The following is a 19,323-nucleotide window of genomic DNA, read 5'->3' as shown; positions in this document are numbered from 1 at the left end:
TCACGCTCATCCGGGCAGGATAGGCGCACCCTACGTCGAGGAGGTCGGCTGTTGCGAGGGCCGTACGCACGGGTTGTCTCGACGCTGGCGCTGCTCGCGCTGGCGGCGACACCCGGCTGCGACGCGACAGCGGGCACCGCGGCCCCGCCCGCCCGGCCATGCGGGTTGAAGATCGCCGTCATCGGCCCGCTCAGCGGTGCCTCGGCTGACCTGGGCACGAACATCCGCTCCGGGGCCGCGCTGGCGGTCGAGCAGCACAACGGGCGGCATCCCGACTGCCCGGTGACACTGCAGGACTTCGACTCGCAGAGCGACCCGAAGCAGGCCACCGCGCTGGCGCAGCAGATCGTGGCCGACCCCGCGATCCTCGGCGTGGTGGGGCCCGCCTTCTCCGGCGAGACCGCGGCCGCCCTGCCGCTGCTCGACCAGGGCCGCGTCACCATCGTCAGCCCGTCGGCGACCCGCACCAACCTGAGTCAGCGCGGCTGGTCGACGTTCCATCGCGTGATCGGCAACGACGCCGCGCAGGGCCCGGCGGCCGCCCGCTACATCGACACCGTGCTGCACGCCCGCAAGGCGTTCGTCATCGACGACACCGGGGCGTACGGCCGCGGCCTGGCCGACGAGGTCGCCGCGACCCTGTCCGGCAGGGTGGTGCAGCGGGCCGCGGTGCCGCCCCGCCAGGTGGACTTCTCCTCGGTGGTCAGCCAGATCCGCTCCGCCGGGGCCGACGTCGTCTTCTACGGCGGCTACTACTCCAGCGGCGGCGCCCTGCTCAAGGCGATGCGCGACGCGGGGCTGACCGCCACGTTCGTGGGCGGCGATGGAGTCAAGGACGCCGGCTTCATCCGTGCCGCGGGGGTGCGCGCCGCCGAGGGGGCCGTCATCACCTGCGCCTGCCTGCCGCCCGAGCGCGCGTCTCGGGACTTCCCGGTGCAGTACCGGGCCGGGTTCGGCAAGGACGCCGGCACCTACAGCGCCGAGGGGTACGACGCCGCGTCGATCTTCCTGGCCGGCTTCGAGGCCGGCCGCACCACCCGCCCCGACATGGAGGCCTTCGTGGACACGTACGCCCACGACGGCGTCACCGGGCGGCTGCAGTTCACCCCACAGGGTGAGCTCGTGGACAACGCCATCGTGGTCTGGGCCTACCGAGTCGCCGACGGCGCCGTCGTGACCGACCGCGAGATCCCCCGCACCTGACCTGCCTGAGAGGAGACCGTCCCATGTCAGCGACCCTGCTCACGGACCTCCCCCCGCTCGCCGCCCCGGCGGAGGCCGCGCCCGCGGACACCTCCCGGGCCGAGATGGCCCCGCTGGACCGCGCCCTGTCCCAGGCTCCACTGGGGGCGTACCCGCTGCTGGAAGCGGCGTTCGGCTGGCAGGAGCTGCGCCCGTCCGGGTGGCACCGCCCCGCGGCGGCGACCGCCATCGCGTCGACCTCCTCGCCGGCGGCGGCGGCCCGGCTGGCCAGCCTGCTGTCCACGCTCACCTGGGCCAACGTGGTCCGCACCGAACGTGACGGGTTGCGAGTCGAGGTGTCCGCCGGGGCGTACAACCGGATCGTGCGGGCTCTGACCGGGGCCTGGCGCAGCCGGACCCAGCTGCTGGCGGCGTCGCCCGCCGTGCCGGAGTCGCGCCAGGCGGCGCTCGGCCTGTGGCGGATGGCGATGCTCACCGGTGGCGTCGACGCCCACGCCGGCCAGCTCACCGTCCGGGCCGGCTCGCCCGCCGCGGCCCAGTCCCTGGTCACGGCAGCCGCCATCCTCGGCATGCCCGCCGTGGCCGACCGCCCCCGCGAAGGCGGCCACCCGGTCCGCGTCACCGGCCGCGCCCAGGTCTACCAGCTGCTCACCGAGGCCACCGGCCAGCGCTGACCCCCGGAGATCACGACGATCCCGCGCGAGCCGTCGCCCCGGTGACCGCGCCTGGTCCACGCCGGCTCGGGCATACCATCCGAGCGCATTTGCTCTGCACCCAAAGCCTTGCTCTGCACCCATCGGCGCAACAGGCGCGCACTCCGTTGCGTATGTGGGTGCAGAGCAAGCAAATGGGTGCAGAGCAAATGCGCTCGGGACGTAGTCCCGAGTCTGCGCGGCACGCTGCCGTCGCGTGCAGGATGGTTGCCCAGCGGCCGCGGGCACCCGTTTCACCCGCGTCGCACCAGCAATTCATGCTAGGTCGGCGCAGTGGGTGGGGGTCGGGTCAGTCGGTGACGCGGTGGAAGAGGTGTTCCAGGGCCAGGCGGTAGCCGTCGACGCCCAGGCCCGCGATGACGCCGGTGGCGACGGCGGAGACGACCGAGTGGTGGCGGAACTCCTCGCGGCTGTGGATGTTCGAGATGTGGACCTCGATCAGGGGGCCGTTGAGCATCGCGCAGGCGTCGCGGACGGCGTAGGAGTAGTGGCTCCACGCGCCCGGGTTCAGGACCACCGCGGCGTGCTCGTCGGCGGCCTGGTGCAGCCAGCCCACCAGCTCGCCCTCCAGGTCGGTTTGGCGGCACTCGACATCCAGGCCGAGCAGCGCGCCCGTCTTCTCGCACAGCTCCACCAGCGTCGCGTACGTGGTGACGCCGTACACGTCGACCTGGCGGGTGCCGAGCCGGCCGAGGTTGACCCCGTTGAGCACGTACACCTTCATGGCGGTCTCCTTCAGGAGGCGACGGACAGGTAGGCCTCGGCGAGCAGGGCCTCGTCGTCGACGGGCACGGTGACCGGCTCGGCGATGCCGTTGAGCAGCACGAAGCGCAGCGCCTTGCCGCGGGCCTTCTTGTCCACCGACATCGTGGCGCGCAGCTCGTCCCAGGCGTCGGCGGGATAGGACACCGGCAGGTCCAGCGAGCGCAGGACGGCGGCATGGCGGGCGGCGGTGGCCTCGTCGAGGCGGCCGGTGAGCACGCTCAGCCGGGCGGCGTACACCAGGCCGACGCTGACCGCGTGCCCGTGCGACCAGCGGTAGTCCTCCCGGCGCTCGATGGCGTGGCCGAGCGTGTGGCCGTAGTTGAGGATCTCGCGCAGGCCCGATTCGCGCAGGTCCTCGCTCACCACCCGGGCCTTCACCGCGATCTTGCGTTCGATCAGCTCGCGCAGCACCGGGCCGGCCGGGTCGACGGCGGCCCGCGGGTCGCGCTCGATCAGGTCGAGGATCACCGGGTCGGCGATGAAGCCGCCTTTGACCACCTCGGCCATGCCCGCCAGCAGCTGCACGGTGGGCAGGGTGGCCAGCGCCTCGGTGGCGCAGAGCACCCCGGCGGGCGGGTAGAACGCGCCGACCAGGTTCTTGCCGGCGGCCGTGTTCACCCCGGTCTTGCCGCCGACGGCCGCGTCGACCATGCCGTTGATGCTGGTGGAGACCGGCACCCAGCGCACGCCGCGCAGCCAGCAGGCCGCGACGAAACCGGCCAGGTCGGTGACCGCGCCGCCGCCGACGCCGACCACGACGTCGTTGCGGGTGAACGAGGCCCGGCCCAGCTCGTCCCAGCAGCGCTCGGCGACGCCGATGGACTTGCCGGCCTCGGCGTCGGGCACCTCGATCATCACCGGCTGGACACGGGCGTCGACCAGGTGTGCGGCGGCCTGCTCGGCGTACGCCCGCACCGGCGGCGCGTACAGCACCGCGGCCCGGTCGGCGCCGGAGACCAGGGCGGGCAGTTCGGCGAGCACGCCGGGGCCGACCAGCACGTCGTACGGCTGGTCGCCGCCCACGGCGATCCGGGTCAGCTCCGACATCTCAGCCCTTCAGCAGCTCGACCAGCTCGGCGGTGATCTCCTCCGGAGTGCGCCCGTCGGTGACCACGGTGTGCGTCGCGACCTGCTCGTACAGCGGCCGCCGCTGGTCGAGCAGGAAGCGCAGGGTGGCCCGCGGGTTGAAGTTCAGCAGCGGGCGGCCCTGGCCCAGCCCGACCCGGGACACCGCGTCGGACAGGTCCACGCTCAGGTAGACCACGGTGTGCCCGGCCAGCAGCGTCCGGTTGTCCTCAGCGAGCACCGCGCCGCCGCCCAGCGCCAGCACGCCGGAGTGCTCGGCCAGTGCCGCCGCGACCGCGGCCGTCTCCATGGCCCGGAAGTGCGGCTCGCCCTCGTCGATGAAGATCTCCGAGATGGGCTTGCCGGCGGTGGCCTCCACGTCGGCGTCGGTGTCGCGGAACGGCACCCCGAACGCCTGCGCCAGCAGCTGCCCGACGGTCGACTTGCCGGCCCCGGGCGCGCCGACCAGGACGCACAACGGCTTGCTCACGGTGTTCCCCTCCCCGGTCCGCGGCGCGGACCCGGCGGTCTGTCAGCGGATCAGCAGGTTGTCCAGGTAGCCGGCAAGGTTGCGGCGGATCTCGGTGACCGAGTCGCCGCCGAACTTCTCCGTCGCCGCCTCGGCCAGCACCAGCGCCATCATCGACTCGGCGACGACCGCCGCCGCGGGCACCGCGCACACGTCGGAGCGCTGGTTGATGGCGGTGGCGACCTCGCCGGTGGTCACGTCCACGGTGGACAGTGCCCGGTTCAGCGACGAGATCGGCTTCATCGCGGCGCGCACCCGCAGCGGCTCGCCGGAGGTGATGCCGCCCTCCAGGCCGCCGGCCCGGTCGGTGACCCGCTTCACGCCGTCGGGCGTCGGCACGATCTCGTCGTGCGCCACCGAGCCCCGCGAGCGGGCCTGGGTGAACGCGTCGCCGATCTCGACGCCCTTGATGGCCTGGATGGACATCAGCGCGGTGGCGATGCGAGCGTCGAGCTTGCGGTCCCACTGCGTGTGGGTGCCCAGGCCCGGCGGCACGCCGTAGACGAGGACCTCGACGATGCCGCCAAGGGTGTCGGCGTCGCGCTTGGCCGCGTCGACCTCGGCGACCATACGCTCGCTGGCCTGCGGGTCCAGGCAGCGCAGCGGATCGGCGTCGATGCGCTCGGTGTCGCCCGGCACCGGCACCAGGCCGGACTTGGCGACCACGGAACCGAGCTCGACCACGTGGGACAGCACGTCCATGCCCAGCGCCTGCTTGATCAGGGCCTTGGCGACGGTGCCGACGGCGACGCGGGCGGCGGTCTCCCGGGCGCTGGCGCGCTCCAGGATCGGCCGGGCGTCGTCGTGGCCGTACTTCTGCATGCCGGCGAGGTCGGCGTGGCCGGGCCGGGGGCGGGTCAGCGGCGCGTTGCGGGCCTGCGCGGCCAGCAGGTCCGGGTCGACCGGGTCGGCCGACATCACGGTCTGCCACTTGGGCCACTCGGAGTTGCCGACCTGGATCGCGACCGGGCTGCCCAGGGTGCGCCCGTGGCGCACGCCGCCGAGGATCGTCACCACGTCCCGCTCGAAGGCCATGCGCGCGCCGCGGCCGTAGCCGAGGCGGCGGCGGGCCAGCTCGTGGCCGATCTCGTCACTGGTGATCTCGATTCCGGCGGGCACGCCGTCGAGCACGGCGACCAGCGCCTGCCCGTGCGACTCCCCTGCGGTCAGCCAACGCAACACGATCACCAGTCTGTCACGGCGGCCCGGCCGCCTGCCCGCCACGCCCCGCCGGTGTCACCAGACGGGACGTAGCTCACGTGAGCTGGCCAGGTCCGGTCTCACCAGGCGGGCCGGGTCATTTCAGCGTGATCGTCACGGGCTCGCTGCGGTCGCTGCCGACGCGGGCGACGATCTCGTACGTGCCCGCGGCGGGCGACGCCCCGGCCGGCACCCGGCGGCCCTTCTTCTCGCAGGTGTTGCTGGCCTTGCCGTTCCACGTCGCGCTGTAGGAGCGGGACTGGCCCGGCGCGAAGCGGACCACCTGGCTGCCGCGCACCGGCCCGCAGTCGTCGGACGACCACAGCTTCTCCCCGTCGCGCAGCAGCTGCAGCTCCTGCAGATCGGCGCCGACGTCGCGCACGCAGGAGCGCTTCGACGTGTTCTGCACCTTCAGGCCGATGGTGAGCGAGGTCTTGCGGGCGAGAGTCGTCTTCGCGGGCGCCGCGGTGATCTTCAACTCGTCGTCGGTGCACAGCTTCTTGTCCACCTTGGCGTCCTTGGGCGCCGCGCCGGCCGCGTCGGCGAAGCGGACGCGGTAGAGCTTCGCCTTGGCCGCGTACGGGCCGTCCTTGGCGTCGTCGGGGTAGAGCGCGCTGAAGTACAGCCCGTCCGTCCCGGCGGCGATGCCGGCGATGGTCGACTTGCCGTTGCCGTTGTACTCCACCAGGGTTTTCGGTCCGGTGACCTTGCCCTTGGCGTCGAAGGCGAACATCACGATGCGCTTGCCGCGCACCTGCGGTCCGGTGGCGTAGGTCGGGCCGCTCTCGGAGATGTACGCGTTGCCGTACAGCTCCTTCGGGAAGCCCGCCCCCTGGTTGTTCTCCTCCTGCACGAAGGTCACCCCGACCGGCGCGTGCGCCACGGTCCAGTTGTAGAGCGCCTTCTTCTTCATCGCGCTGTCACCGACGTACCACTCGAAGTCCGCGCCCCGGGTGACCCGGGCGAACCGGTCCACCGAGGGTCCGTTCTCCACCGAGTAGTGCTGCCCGTCGGCGGCCCGCCACGCGCCGCCGAACGGGTTGCGCAGGCCCAGGGCGTAGACGTAGTCCCTGGCCTTGTCGCCGTTGCCGGCTTTGTAGAACGGGTTGTCCTCGGGTGCGCTGCCGTCCAGGTTCATCCGCAGCACCTTGCCGCGGAAGGAGTCCTTGTCCCGGGCCGTCTTCGGCTCGAACGCGTCCGCGACGTGCACGTACAGCTTGCCGTCCGGCCCGATGGTGAGGTTGGAGATCTGGTGCGAGGCCACCATGTCCTCGCCCTTCATGTCCAGCACCGTGGTGACCTTGGTCGCGCTCATCCCGTCCTCGGAGCTGGTCAGCCGGACCACCTTCGGGTAGAGCTTGCTGCCCGTCTTGTAGACCATGGCGGCGAACAGGTCGCCGGTCTGCGGTTCGACCACGATCCCGCCGAGGCCCATCTCGCCGTCGCCGGGGAACTTGTCGGTCGGGTCGAAGTTCAGCAGATCCTTGGCGTACGTCGCGACGCTGAAGTCGCCGCGGACCACCTTGATCTGCCCATAGAGCTCGTTGACGTAGAAGCGCGGGGCGTCCGGCGAGGCGGGCGGGGTGGCCGCCATGGCGATGCCGACCGGCAGCGCGAACCCGGACGCGACCTCCTCCACCACGTAGCCGTCCTGCATGGTGCGCCACTGCGGCGCTCCGGGCAGCGGTTCGAGCTGCACGTCGGTGCGGAAGGGGCGGACCGAATACGGGCTCCACTGCGTGCCCGGGTCGGCCGAGGACGACCGGAACCGGGCGCGCACCTCGAACGCGCGGCCCGGCGGCAGCTCGGCCGCCCCGGCCAGCGAGCCGGTGAACTTTCCGTTGCCCAGGTGGGTGTGCAGGCGGGACGCGCCGTGCACACACTCGGCGGCCCACACCCGCTCGACCGGCTCGGGGGCGGCCGACCAGATCTCCCAGTCGCTGCAGGCATGCTCGTCGCGCACATCCGCGTCGGCGAACGGCTGCGCCTCCATGTGCACGTCGGCCCCGTTGAGCAGCTGCCCGTCCGAGGACGGCTCGCTGATCTCCGGGGCGAGCGGCGGGATCGACGCCACCGCGGCCGGGCTCGCCGGGCTCACGAACGACAGCAGCCCCGCGACCGCGATCACCACGATGGCGAGCGCCACCTCACCGGCCATGGCGACCTTGCGCGCGCTCATCCTCGACTCCCGATCGGCTCCGGCAACGGACAACCGCGCCAGAGTATCGAGCAAATTCGGATATTAGGGACTAAACACGCTGATATCGCTAAGATGCGCACGGCACCGGGCGCTCGGCGGTCCGGTGGCCGTGCGCCGTCGATCAGGCCCGGTGCAGCGCGCGGGCCAGCACGCCCAGGTCCGGGTTGTCGGTGAAGAAGCCGTCCACACCCGCGGCCAGGTACGCCGCCAGCTCGTCGAGGATCCGGCCGTACTCGGCGGGCACCGCGCCGTTGCGCAGGTTCACCGGCAGGAACTGGTTCTCCGCACGGAAGGTGTACGGGTGCACCTTGAGGCCCTCCCGGTGCGCGTCGGCGACCAGCGACGTCGGCGTGGCCAGCGAGCCGTCGGCCGCCCGCGGGATGACCAGACCCTTGTCCGGCCCGATCCCGTTGATCACACCGGCCAGCTCGCGCAGGCCCGCCGGGCTCAGGTACTCGGCGTACGAGCGCGGGTCGCCGAACGGGCTGCCCGCCCCGGCCAGGAACACCAGCGGCGCCTTGAGCCGGTACGCCGAGCGCAGCTCGCGCAGGTTCGCCGCCTCGAAGGACTGCACGAACACCGGCGCGTCCCGGCGGTCCAGCCCGAACCGGCGCAGCGTCGCCACCAGCGGCCGCTCCAGCGGCAGCCCGGCGTTCTGGAAGTACGTCGGGTGCTTGGTCTCCGGGTAGACGCCGATCTCCCGGCGCAGCTCCTTGGACAGCCGCTCGCGCAGTTCGAGCACCTCGGTGAAGGTCGGCACCTCGAACAGGCCGTTGTAGACCATGTTGCGCTGGCGCACCGCGGGCAGCCGCTCCACCGCGCGCAGCGTCTTCAGCTCGGCGAGGGTGAAGTCCTCGGTGAACCAGCCGGTCACCGCCACGCCGTCGATCGTCTTGGTCACCCGGCGGGTCGCGAACTCGGGCCGCGCGGCCACGTCGGTGGTGCCGGCGATCTCGTTCTCGTGCCGGGCCACCAGCACGCCGTCGCGGGTGCTGACCAGGTCGGGCTCGATGAAGTCCGCGCCCATCCGGGCGGCCAGCTCGTACGACGCGAGGGTGTGCTCGGGCCGGTAGCCACTGGCGCCCCGGTGGCCGACCACCAGGGTCCGGTCGCGGTCGTGAGCACGCACCGGCTCATTGTCGCGGTCCTCGCCGGACGCCCACGCCGGCACGCCGATCAGGGCGGGGGTCGCCACCGCGGCGCCCAGCGCCCCGGCGATGAAAAGGTCACGTCGGTCCATCGTCTGCTCCTCCATGAGTGCTACGCGGAGGAGTCCAGCGGTCGCGGACGGCCGGTGATCGACGGCGCGGTGACATCGGGGCGAATTCGGCGCGATGTCACCGCACCGCATCCGGTCAATCGCAGGAGTTGCGGGCCAGCTTCTTGTTGCGAACGGCGATGTCGTTGTCCCGGCAGAACTGCTCGTAGTTCGTGGAGAAGGCCGAGTTGCCCTTCTGATCGATCGCGACGAAGAAGTACCAGCCTCCCTTCGCCGGTTTCGCCGCGCCGGCCAGCGCCGCTCGGCCGGGGTTGTTGATCGGCGTGGGCAGCAGCAGCACGTTGTGGTTGTACGGGTTCTTCTTGTCGTTCTGTTCGGCGCTGGTCATCTTCCCCGACCCGATGGGCTCCAGCCCCTTCGTCTCCCGCCAGTAGTTGATGGTCACATCGAACTCCAGGCAGGTGCACACACCCGCCTTCGGCTGGAAGATGCGGTTGTAGGCGACCCGGGCCACCTTCGGCAGGTCGGCCGCGGTGCCCGACTCCGCCTGGGCCAGCGAGGCGACGATCAGCATCTCGTACGGGGCGACCTTCAACCCGCCGCGCACCGATTCGGTGAACTTCAGCTCGCCGGTGACCGCCAGGAACCGCCGCACCATCGTCTCCAGCGCGGACCGCGCGGTGACGTCCGGCGGGAACTCGTAGGTGTCCGGGAACAGGAAGCCCTCGACCGACTTCGTGACCTTTCTGCCGTCGCGGTCGAACCACGACTCCGGGACGCCCAGCTTCACCGGGTCCTTGCCCGCGGCCGCGAAGTCCGCCTCGGGGATGCCCAGCTTCTCCGACAGCAGCTTGTAGATCTTGAACGACGACAGCCCTTCGCGGACGGTCACACCCTTCACGATGCGCCGGGCCGGGTCGAGCAGCATGGTGATCGCATCGGCGGCGCTGAGCCGCAACCGCAGCCGGTAGTGACCCGGCTGGATCGTCGCGGCTTTCGGGTTCTCCTCCCACGCGTCGAGGAAGGCCTGCTCGCTGGCGATCACGTCCTTGGCCTTCAGCACCTCGGCCATCCGCGCCCCGGTCGCCTTCTCCGGAATCTCCAAGGTCACTTCGGCGGTGCCGTCGGCGGAGGTGTAGTCCGGCGTGCCGAACCAGCCCTTCACCCGGTCGAAGCCGAGATACACCACGGCTCCCGCACCGGCGAGCAGGAACAGGGTGAGCATCCCGGCCAGCACGGCGCGGTTGCGGCGGCGCCTGCGGCGTTTGCGGGGACTTCGCCCGCCGGCCGGGCGGCGTGGCCTGCGCTGCTCAGGCTCGTCACCGAACGCGATGAAGAACTCTTCCGTCACCGGTCTGCCTCCCCAGGGTCGCACCGACCCGGACAGGCTAGCCGCGACGGGCGTCCCGCAGTGCCCCGCGCATCGCCTCGACCGGCGCGGCAACCCCCGTGAACTGCTCGAACTGGCCCAGAGCCTGGTTCAAAAGAAGATCTAATCCGGACACGATGCGGCAACCGGCGCGCTGTGCCGAGCCGGCCAGCGGGGTCGGCCACGGATCGTAGAGGGCGTCGAACAGCACCGTCTTGGGCCGCCACGGCACCTGCAGGTGGTCGGCGACGCCCTTGGGCACGGTGGAGATCACCACGTCGGCGGCGGCGCACTCCTCCGCCGCCGCCCAGCCCGCGCCGGTCAGCGGCACGCCGAGCGCATCGGCCACCGGGCGCAGCTCGTCGATCGCCTCGGGACGGCGGGCGTACACGATGAGGCACTCGGCCCCGAGCCGCGCCGCGGCCGCCACCGCGGCCCGTGCGGTGCCGCCCGCGCCGAGCACGGCGACCCGCGCCGCCGTGCTGACCCCGGCTTCGCCCAGCGCGGCGACCATGCCGGGCACGTCGGTGTTGTCCGCGTGCCAGCTGCCGTCCGGCTGGTGGACCAGGGTGTTCGCGGCCCCGACTGCGGCGGCGACCGGGCTGACCGCCGTCGCGACGGTCAGCCCCACCTCCTTGAGCGGCATGGTCAGCGACAGCCCCGCCCACTCGGACCCCAGGCCCGCCACAAAGGCGGGCAGGTCGGCCTCGGCGCACTCGATCGCGGTGTACGACCAGCCGGTCAGTCCCGCCGCCGCGTAGCCCGCGTTGTGCAGGACGGGCGACAGCGAGTGGCTGACCGGCTTGCCGAGGACCGCTGCGCGCATCAGCAGGAGCTCCGCTCCAGCGCGCCGTTCTTCACAGCCGTCTGGTTGTCCTTGCAGAACTGGGTGTGGGTCGACGAGAAGGCCGAGTGGCCCTCCTTGTCGATGGCCACGAAGTAGATCCAGTCACCCTTCGGCGGATCGGCCGCCCCTTCGAGCGCCTTCTTGCCCGGGTTGTTGATCGGGGTGGGCGGCAGACCCTTGGCGTTGCGGTTGTACGGGTTCTTCGGGTCGGTCAGCTCGGCCTGGGTGAGGTCGCTGGAGTGCACGGCCTTCTTGCCGGCCATCTCCCGCGAGTAGTTGACGGTGACGTCGAACTGCAGGCAGTGGCAGGTGCCGATCTCGGCCACGGCCTTCTCACTGAAGACCCGGTTGTAGGACACCCGGGCGACCTTGCCGAGGTCGTCGGCGTTGCCCGCCTCGGCCTGGGCCAGCGACGCCACGATCAGCGCCTGGTAAGGCGAGATGTTCAGCGCGGCGGCCTTGTCGGCGTAGCCCATGTCCCCGGTGACCTTCATGAACCGCTCGACCATCATCGACAGGGCCGACTTGGCGGTCACGTTCTTCGGGAACTCGTAGGTGTCCGGGAACAGGAAGCCCTCGATCGAGCGGCTCTCCTTCTTGCCGTCCTCCCGCTTGAACCACCAGGCCGGCACGCCGAGCGCGATCGGGTCCTTCGCCGCGGCCTTGAACTCGGCCTCGGGGATGCCCAGCTTCTCCGACAGCAGCTTGTAGATCTTGAAGGTCGACAGGCCTTCGGCGATGAGAATGCCGTTGACCAGCCGGTTCTTGGTGTCCAGCAGCATCGTGATCGCGTCGGCGGCGCTGATCTGCACGCGCAGCTTGTACAGGCCGGGCTGGATCTTCTTGGCGTCGGGGTTGTTCTCATAGGCCTCGATGAACGCCTGCTCGCTCTTGACCACGTCCTTGTTCTTGAGCGCCTTGGCCATGTCCAGGCCGAGGGAGCCCTGCTTGATCTCGACCTCGACCTCGGCGGACGTCGCCGTGCTGACGTAGTCGGGGGTGACCAGCAGGTCCCTGATCTTGTCGTAGCCCAGGTACGCGCCGCCGGCCAGACCGCCGAGCAGGAACAGCGTGAGGAAGAGGGCGAGGAAGGAGCGGCCGCGCTTCTTCTTCTTTTTCTTCTTCTTGTTGTTCCGGCCACGGTTGTTGTCCACCCCGTGCCGACGCCGCTGTTGGCCGCGCTCGGGATGTTCCTCGAACGACAGGAAAAGCTCGTCAGTCATCGGTGCCCTCTCACGTACGGGTCGCCATCGGCGGCTACGTTACACGTGAAGGGTTTTGCACACCCCCGGGCGGACGGTGGGTTTTCAGCCGCCACCCAGGATCTAACGGGCTTATTCGGACAAGACGGTCGGCTCAGCAAGAGCTCTGCTTGAGCACCTTGTTCTTCACGGCCGTCTCGTTGTCCTCGCAGAACTCCTCGAAGGTCTCCGAGAAGGCCGAGTGGCCCTCCTTGTCGGTCGCCACGAAGTAGTACCAGTCGCCCTTGGGCGGCGACATCGCGCCGTCCAGCGCCGCTTTGCCCGGGTTGTTGATCGGCGTGGGGATCATCCCCTCGGCGTTGCGGTTGTAGGGGTTCTTCTCGTCGGTCAGCTCGTCGTGGCTGAGCCCGCTGGACGGCTTGGGGTCCTTGCCGGCCAGCTCGCGCGAGTAGTTCACGGTCACGTCGAACTGGAAGCAGGCGCACGTCAGGTCGGGGATCCGCTTGTACACACGGTTGTAGGCGACCCGGGCCACCTTGCCGAAGTCGTCGGCGTTGCCCGCCTCCGCCTGGGCCAGCGAGGCCACGATCAGCGCCTCGTACGGTGCGATCCCGCCGAGTTGCGCCGGGACCGTCTCGGCGAAGTTCATGCTGCCGGTGACGGTGAGGAACCGGTTGACCATGACCCGCAGCATGCTCTCGGCGGTGGCGTTGGGCGCGAACTCGTAGGTGTCGGGGAACAGGAAGCCCTCGATCGACGGCGCGACCTTCTTGTCGTCGGTGCGGTTGAACCACCAGTCGGGCACGCCGAGCGCGATCGGGTCCTTCGCGGCGGCCTTGAATTCGGCCTCGGGGATGCCGGTCTTGGCCGACAGCAGCTTGAACACCCGGAACGAGCTGAGCCCCTCCGGGATCGTGATCCCGTTGACGATGCGGTTGCGCAGGTCCAGCAGGCGCAGCACCGCGTCCTTGGCGCTCATGTGGGTGCGCATCTTGTAGAAGCCGGGCTGGATGCGCAGCGCGTCCGGGTTGCGCTCGCCGGCCTCGATGAAGGCCTTCTCGCTGGCGATCACGCCCGCCGCCTTCAGGGTGCGAGCGATCTCGGCCTGCGTGTCGCCGCTCTTGATCTCGATCTGCACCTCGGTGCCGTCGGCCGAGGTCTCCCAGTCGGAGGTGCCCAGCGCGCCGCTGATCTTCTGGTACACCACCACGGCGCCGATGCCGAGCGCCCCGAGCAGCACCAGGGCCAGGCCCATGGCCAGCACGGACCGCATCCAACCGAACCGCCTGCGTTGACGACTGGCCTCGCCCGGCGGCAGTTGCTGCCGGGGATCTTCGTCGTGGTCGTCATCGAAAGCACGGTCCAGTTCGTCGATCATCCTGCTCGCCTTCGCTGCGCGTCGAGCCAACCCTGCAGGATCTCCACCGCTGCCGCCTGGTCGACGACGGCACGCTGCCGCTTGCCCCGGACACCGCGGTCGGCGAGCCGCCGGGTGGCCGTGACGGTGGACATCCTCTCGTCAGCGAGCACCACCGGCACCGGCGCGATCAGACCGGCCAGGGCGTCGGCGTATGCCCTCACGTGCTTGGCGGCCGGCCCCTCGACCCCGGCGAGGTTGATGGGCAGTCCCACCACCACCTCCACCGTGCCATGGTCGGCCACCAGGCGCGCGATCTCCACCATATCAGCCGAAATGTCAGAGTCGTCCGCTTTAGCCTGGCGAGCCACGGTGACCAGCGGAGTTGCCAGGATTCCGTCCGGATCGCACACCGCCACCCCGATCCGCACCGTGCCCACGTCGATCCCCAGCCGAACCCCACGGGTCCACGTCATCGCCGTCACTCCTTCCGATCAGCAAACCAAAACACCGAGGGCACCCCCGGCGACGCTGCGCGCGTCGCGAAGGTGCCCTCGCCGGATGTCCGTCACCGCCGCCTCCGGCAGTTGGGAAGGGCACCTTCTACATCGAAAAACGATAAGAAGGTGCCCTTCCTTCGCCTTAGCGGGTTTGTACTGCGTTCTGGACCGAGGCCAGCAGGTGGGGGGCCTGGTCGGCGGGGACGCCGCCGCCCTGGGCCAGGTCGGCGTTGCCGCCGCCGCGGCCCGACAGGGCACCCTTGACCAGGTCCTGCGCGGACAGGCCGCGGGACTTGGCCGCGTCGTTGACCGCCACGATCAGCGACGCCTTGCCGTTGGCCCGCGAGGCCACCGCGACGACTGCGGGACGGTCCGCCGGGAAGCGGCCGCGCACCTCCTGCGCCAGCGTGCGTACGTCGTTGACCGCCGCGCCCTCCGGCGCCTCGGTGCCCACGTACGCCACGCCGCCCAGGTCGAGCGCGCCCTCGGCCAGCGCCGCGGCCCCGCCGAGCACCAGCTGCGCGCGCATCTTCTCCAGCTCACGCTCGGCGTCGCGCAGCTGCGACACGGTCTGCTCGACCCGGTCGCCGACCTCCTCGCGCGGCACCCGGTACAGCTCGGCCAGGCGCGACACCAGCAGGTGCTCCTTGGCCAGGTGGCGGAACGCGTCCATGCCGACCAGCGCGTCGACCCGGCGCACGCCGGAGCCGATCGACGCCTCCGACAGGATCTTCACCAGGCCCAGCTGGCCCGAGCGCGCCGCGTGGGTGCCGCCGCACAGCTCACGGGCGTACTCGCCGACCTCGACGACACGCACGTACTCGCCGTACTTCTCGCCGAACAGCGCCATCGCGCCCAGCCGCTTGGCCTCGGCCTGCGAGGTGACGAACGCCCGCACCTCCAGGTCGCTCATCAGCACCTCGTTGACCTGCTGCTCGACGTCGATCAGCACGCTGGCCGGCACCGCGCCCGGCGTGTTGAAGTCGAACCGCAGCCGGCCCGGCGCGTTGAGCGAACCCGCCTGGGTCGCCGACTCACCGAGGAAGTTGCGCATCGTCTGGTGCACCAGGTGCGTCGCGGTGTGCGCGCGCGAGATCGCCCGGCGGCGCTCCACGTCGATCTGGGCGTAGCCGGCCTCGCCGGAGCGGACCTCGCCCTCGACGACCCGCGCCTTGTGCACGATCAGGCCGGGCAGCGGCTGCTGCACGTCGAGCACCTCGACCTTGCCGCCGCCGACCGTGATCAGACCCAGGTCGGGCAGCTGGCCGCCGCCCTCGGCGTAGAACGGGGTGACGTCGAGCACGACCTCGACCAGCTCGCCCTCGCCCGCCGACGTGATCAGGCCGCCGCTGCCGATCAGCGCGCGCACCTTCGACTCGCGCGACACCTCGGCGTAGCCGGTGAACTCCACCGCCCCGCCCGCGTCGAGCGCGCCCCGGTACGCCGACAGGTCGGCGTGACCGGTCTTGCGCGCCTGCGCGTCGGCCTTGGCGCGCTTGCGCTGCTCGGCCATCAGCCGCTTGAACCCGTCGGTGTCCACCGACAGGCCCTGCTCGGCCGCGATCTCCAGGGTCAGGTCGATCGGGAAGCCGTACGTGTCGTGCAGCTGGAACGCCTTGTCGCCGGTCAGGGTCTTGCCGCCGGACTTCTTGGTGTCGGCGACCGCCACGTCCAGGATCGTGGTGCCCGCGCGCAGCGTGCTGCGGAACGCCTCCTCCTCCGCGTACGCGTACTGCGAGATGCGGCCGAATTCGGTCGCGATCTCCGGGTACGACGGCGACATGCTGTCACGCGCCACCGGCAGCAGCTCCGGCAGCGCCGGGTCCTCGTAGCCGAGCAGGCGCATCGCCCGGATCGCCCGGCGCATGATCCGGCGCAGCACGTAGCCGCGGCCCTCGTTCGACGGGGTCACCCCGTCGCCGATCAGCATCAGCGAGGTGCGCACGTGGTCGGCGATGACGCGCAGGCGCACGTCGTCGGGGTGCGACTCGGCCGCGGTGGTGGTGTGGCTGACGTTGTAGCGCTTGCCGGTCAGCTCGCACGCCTTGTCGATCAGCGGGCGGACCTCGTCGATCTCGTAGAGGTTGTCGACGCCCTGCATGATCGACGCCATGCGCTCCAGGCCCATGCCGGTGTCGATGTTCTGCGCCGGCAGCTCGCCCAGGATCGGGTAGTTCTCCTTGTCGGTGCCCGGACCCCGCTCGTACTGCATGAAGACGTTGTTCCAGATCTCCATGTAGCGGTCCTCGTCGACCTCCGGACCGCCCTCGCGGCCGTACGCCGGCCCGCGGTCGACGTAGATCTCCGAGCACGGGCCGCACGGCCCCGGGATGCCCATGGACCAGAAGTTGTCCGCCTTGCCGCGGCGCACGATGCGCTCCGCGGGCAGGCCGACCGCGCGCCAGAACCCGATCGACTCGTCGTCGTCGAGATACACCGTCGCCCAGATCTTCTCCTGGTCGATGCCGAAACCACCGGCCTCGACCGGCTTGGTGATCAGGTCCCAGGAGAGGCGGATCGCCTCCTCCTTGAAATAGTCACCGAAGGAGAAATTGCCGTTCATCTGGAAGAACGTGCCGTGCCGGGACGTCTTGCCGACCTCGTCGATGTCCGGCGTCCGGATGCACTTCTGCACGCTGACCGCGCGCCGGAACGGCGGGGTCTGCTGGCCCAGGAAGTAGGGCACGAACTGCACCATGCCGGCATTGACGAACAGCAGGTTCGGATCGTCGATGGCCGGCAGTGGAGCGCTCGGAACCACGGTGTGCCCGTTGGCCTCGAAGTGCGCCAGAAACCGTCGCTTGACTTCCGCGGTCCTCATCGCTGCTGCTCGCCTTCCTGCTGCTGCTTGAACTGATAGAACTTGCTGCCGACCCCGTGCGCCCAGGGCAGGTCTACGGGCTCGATCGACACGCCGTCGGAGAAGGCGGCGAAGAGCTGGTCCTCGCGGTCGGCCATGCCGTCGCGGACGTCGTCCATAAAGCTTCGCACCGAGCCCGCGGCGTGACCAATGGATTCCTGGGCGGTCCCGGCCAGCCCGGCCGGGGTGAACTTGCGCGCCTGGCGGGTCACCAGGCGCACCACCACGACGCCGACGCCGACGCCCACACCGAGCCACAGCAACCTGCGGATCATGGCTCAGCCCCGCCGGGTGCGCTTGCGCGCCTTGAGCTCGTCGCGCACCGACTTCGCCTCGTCGGCCTCCTTGCGGGCCGCCGTGGCACGCCGTACGCCGTACGTGAACGCGGCCGCCTTCACCAGCGGGCTGGCCGCGGTCGCCGTGACGACGCTCACCAGGTTCGACACGTTAGCCGTGGTCGCCGCCAGGTGCTGGGTCATCACGTCGACCTTCGCCAGCTGCACGTTCACCCCGTCCAGCGTGACCTGCGTCTGGCCGAGCGCCGTGTTGACGTTGTCGACGGTCAGGTTCACGTTGTCCAGGATCGGGCCCGTACGCTGGCTGACCTGCCGCAACGTCACCGTGGCGGCGTCGACGGTGTGCCGCAGCCGCAGGATCGGCACGGCAAGCACCAGCACCAGCATCGCGAACGCACCCGCCGCGATCAGCGCCGCGATCTCGCCTCCAGACATGCCACATCCTCCGCACGTCGCACTTTGTCCTGACGTGCAGACCCTACCGCCCGCCGGGACGGCGCTCGCAGCAGCCGGGCTCAGCTCGCCGACGGTGTCGGGGCAGGACTCTCCTCACCGGTCTCCTCGTCCCCGCCGGCGCCCTGCTCGCCGTTCGGATCCGCGGTGAACCGGATGCGGTCGTCGGCGACCGTGTTCAGCACCTTGATCGTCACCGCGGAGCCCTTGCAGGCGTCCGGATCACCGGCCGGCGCGGCCGACGGGGCCGCAGACGGATCGGCGCTCGGCTGCGCCGGCCCCTGGCTCGGGCCGACGGTCGGCCGGTTGCGCAGCAGGTCCGTGCACTCCGGGGTGGTGATCGGACGGACCCACAGGTCCAGCGTGAACTCGTCGCGCCGCCAGCACGAGAACTTGCCCTCGGTGCCCTCGTCCAGCACGCAGCTGGCCACGTTCCACCGGGACCAGCCCGCGTCGGTGAGCGCCTTGGTGTACGCCTCGGTGGTCTCGTCGATCCCCCGCTGCGACTCCAGCGAGCGCTCGCGATAGCGGCACTCGATCAGGCACCAGCGGCTGCCGTAGATGTTGTCCTCGGTCTTGCCCGAGGTGACCGCCCACGACGGCACGTCCAGCGCGTCCAGCGTGGTCAGCACCGGGTCACGGGTCGCCGCGCGCAGCACGAAGTAGAACGGCAGCGCGCCCACGACGACGGCCACCAGCGCGATCAGCGTCCACATGCGCAGCCGCTGCTGCTCGCGCAGCTGCTTGCGCACCTCCGACCGGGCGCCGCGGATGGCGTCGACACCCGCGGCCAGTCCGGCGCGGCGGTCGCCGGCCGGCGGCACCACGGCGTTCGGGTCCGGCGGGCGCACCGCGATCGGCTCGGGGCGGCCCGGCGGACGGCCACCACCGGCGGGCCCGGGGCCCGCGGCGGGACCGCCCGGCTTCGGGCCCGGACCGGCGTGCGGGCCGGGCATCGGGCCGGCGGGAGCGGGTCCGGCGTGCGGAACGGCAGGTCCGGGGCCCGCGTGGGGACCGGCCTGCGGCGGCATGCCGCCGAGCGGAGCGGGGCCGCCCTGCGGCGGCGGACCGGCCGGCGGCACGGGCACGCCACCGCGGTTCGGGCGGGCCGGGGAGACCGGGGCGACGGCAGGGAAGCCCGCACGCTGCGGTTCCGGGCGGGCGGGCGGCGTCACGGGCTTGCCGACCGGGCCGGCCGGCATGCCGGGACGGCCGCGACCGCCGTCCGCGGCGGGCGGGTTCCCGACGGCGCGCGGCATCTCACCGGTACGGGTGGGGTCCATCTCGCGGCGGCGCACCACCGGCGGCTCCCCGCCGGGCTTGCGCAGCGCCTGCTCCGGGCGGCCACGGCCCGGCGGCGGCTCGACCGGCGCGGGCTCGGGACGGCCCCGGCGCGGCTCCTCCGGCTCCGGCCGCGCGGCACGACGGCCGGCGGGCTCGTCCACCACGTGGCGGCGGCTGCCGGTGTCGTCGGCGGCGGCCCGGCGACCTGGCGGCTCCTCCGCCGCACGGCGGCCGACCGGCTCCCTCGACCCGGATCACCGG

The 19,323-nt window shown here is 71.4% G+C and carries 17 protein-coding genes; 2 read left to right on the top strand and 15 right to left on the bottom strand.

The window, feature by feature from the left end:
• Positions 1 to 51 precede the first annotated feature (51 nt).
• On the top strand, positions 52 to 1,203 hold the full coding sequence (locus tag AB0B66_RS36135; protein WP_360538577.1) for a branched-chain amino acid ABC transporter substrate-binding protein: 1,152 nt from the start codon (positions 52 to 54) through the stop codon (positions 1,201 to 1,203).
• Between the two features lie 23 nt (positions 1,204 to 1,226).
• Positions 1,227 to 1,877, top strand: coding sequence for a hypothetical protein (locus tag AB0B66_RS36130; RefSeq protein ID WP_360538573.1), 651 nt, complete (start codon positions 1,227 to 1,229; stop codon positions 1,875 to 1,877).
• Positions 1,878 to 2,205: 328 nt separating this feature from the next.
• Here the strand turns inward: AB0B66_RS36130 and aroQ are convergent, their stop codons facing one another.
• The 15 genes from aroQ to AB0B66_RS36055 all read right to left on the bottom strand — a co-directional run bounded on the left by aroQ (position 2,206) and on the right by AB0B66_RS36055 (position 19,226).
• Positions 2,206 to 2,640, bottom strand: a complete 435-nt coding sequence (gene aroQ, locus AB0B66_RS36125) for a type II 3-dehydroquinate dehydratase (RefSeq protein ID WP_360538572.1) — start codon at positions 2,638 to 2,640, stop codon at positions 2,206 to 2,208.
• Positions 2,641 to 2,651: 11 nt separating this feature from the next.
• Positions 2,652 to 3,728 carry a 3-dehydroquinate synthase gene (gene aroB / locus AB0B66_RS36120; RefSeq protein ID WP_360538570.1) on the bottom strand — a complete coding sequence of 359 codons (1,077 nt, stop codon included), beginning with the start codon at positions 3,726 to 3,728 and terminating at the stop codon, positions 2,652 to 2,654.
• A 1-nt stretch (position 3,729) separates the two neighbouring features.
• On the bottom strand, positions 3,730 to 4,236 hold the full coding sequence (locus AB0B66_RS36115; protein ID WP_360538568.1) for a shikimate kinase: 507 nt from the start codon (positions 4,234 to 4,236) through the stop codon (positions 3,730 to 3,732).
• Positions 4,237 to 4,278: 42 nt separating this feature from the next.
• A complete protein-coding gene (gene aroC, locus AB0B66_RS36110) occupies positions 4,279 to 5,457 on the bottom strand; it encodes a chorismate synthase (protein ID WP_360538566.1) in 1,179 nt (392 codons plus the stop codon).
• A 115-nt stretch (positions 5,458 to 5,572) separates the two neighbouring features.
• Positions 5,573 to 7,654 (bottom strand): PQQ-dependent sugar dehydrogenase, encoded by a 2,082-nt coding sequence (locus AB0B66_RS36105; protein ID WP_360538564.1) that lies wholly within the window; start codon positions 7,652 to 7,654, stop codon positions 5,573 to 5,575.
• A 142-nt stretch (positions 7,655 to 7,796) separates the two neighbouring features.
• Positions 7,797 to 8,915, bottom strand: coding sequence for a glycerophosphodiester phosphodiesterase (locus AB0B66_RS36100; RefSeq protein WP_360538562.1), 1,119 nt, complete (start codon positions 8,913 to 8,915; stop codon positions 7,797 to 7,799).
• 115 nt (positions 8,916 to 9,030) lie between these two features.
• Positions 9,031 to 10,245, bottom strand: coding sequence for an endolytic transglycosylase MltG (mltG, locus tag AB0B66_RS36095; protein ID WP_360538560.1), 1,215 nt, complete (start codon positions 10,243 to 10,245; stop codon positions 9,031 to 9,033).
• 37 nt (positions 10,246 to 10,282) lie between these two features.
• Positions 10,283 to 11,089 (bottom strand): shikimate dehydrogenase, encoded by an 807-nt coding sequence (locus AB0B66_RS36090; RefSeq protein ID WP_360538558.1) that lies wholly within the window; start codon positions 11,087 to 11,089, stop codon positions 10,283 to 10,285.
• On the bottom strand, positions 11,089 to 12,333 hold the full coding sequence (gene mltG / locus AB0B66_RS36085; protein WP_360538556.1) for an endolytic transglycosylase MltG: 1,245 nt from the start codon (positions 12,331 to 12,333) through the stop codon (positions 11,089 to 11,091). Before mltG (AB0B66_RS36085) ends, AB0B66_RS36090 begins: the two co-directional genes overlap by 1 nt.
• Before the next feature lie 133 nt (positions 12,334 to 12,466).
• Positions 12,467 to 13,690 (bottom strand): endolytic transglycosylase MltG, encoded by a 1,224-nt coding sequence (gene mltG, locus AB0B66_RS36080; protein ID WP_360538554.1) that lies wholly within the window; start codon positions 13,688 to 13,690, stop codon positions 12,467 to 12,469.
• A complete protein-coding gene (gene ruvX, locus AB0B66_RS36075; protein WP_360538552.1) occupies positions 13,687 to 14,145 on the bottom strand; it encodes a Holliday junction resolvase RuvX in 459 nt (152 codons plus the stop codon). Before ruvX ends, mltG (AB0B66_RS36080) begins: the two co-directional genes overlap by 4 nt.
• Positions 14,146 to 14,311: 166 nt before the next feature.
• Complete coding sequence (alaS, locus tag AB0B66_RS36070) at positions 14,312 to 16,990, bottom strand: alanine--tRNA ligase (RefSeq protein ID WP_360538550.1); 2,679 nt, start codon at positions 16,988 to 16,990, stop codon at positions 14,312 to 14,314.
• Positions 16,987 to 17,292: a hypothetical protein gene (locus AB0B66_RS36065; RefSeq protein WP_360538548.1), complete on the bottom strand. Its 306-nt coding sequence runs from the start codon at positions 17,290 to 17,292 to the stop codon at positions 16,987 to 16,989. Before AB0B66_RS36065 ends, alaS begins: the two co-directional genes overlap by 4 nt.
• Positions 17,293 to 17,307: 15 nt before the next feature.
• Positions 17,308 to 17,760: a DUF948 domain-containing protein gene (locus AB0B66_RS36060; RefSeq protein ID WP_120320084.1), complete on the bottom strand. Its 453-nt coding sequence runs from the start codon at positions 17,758 to 17,760 to the stop codon at positions 17,308 to 17,310.
• 80 nt (positions 17,761 to 17,840) lie between these two features.
• The gene (locus AB0B66_RS36055; protein ID WP_360538546.1) at positions 17,841 to 19,226 is read right to left on the bottom strand and encodes a hypothetical protein; all 1,386 of its coding nucleotides are present in this window, start codon (positions 19,224 to 19,226) and stop codon (positions 17,841 to 17,843) included.
• Between the last annotated feature and the right edge of the window lie 97 nt (positions 19,227 to 19,323).

The organism is Catellatospora sp. NPDC049111, from assembly GCF_040648615.1.
Lineage (GTDB): Bacteria > Actinomycetota > Actinomycetes > Mycobacteriales > Micromonosporaceae > Catellatospora > Catellatospora aurea.
The sequence above is the reverse complement of the archived record's forward strand: the minus strand, read 5'-3'. Positions and strand labels throughout refer to the sequence as shown.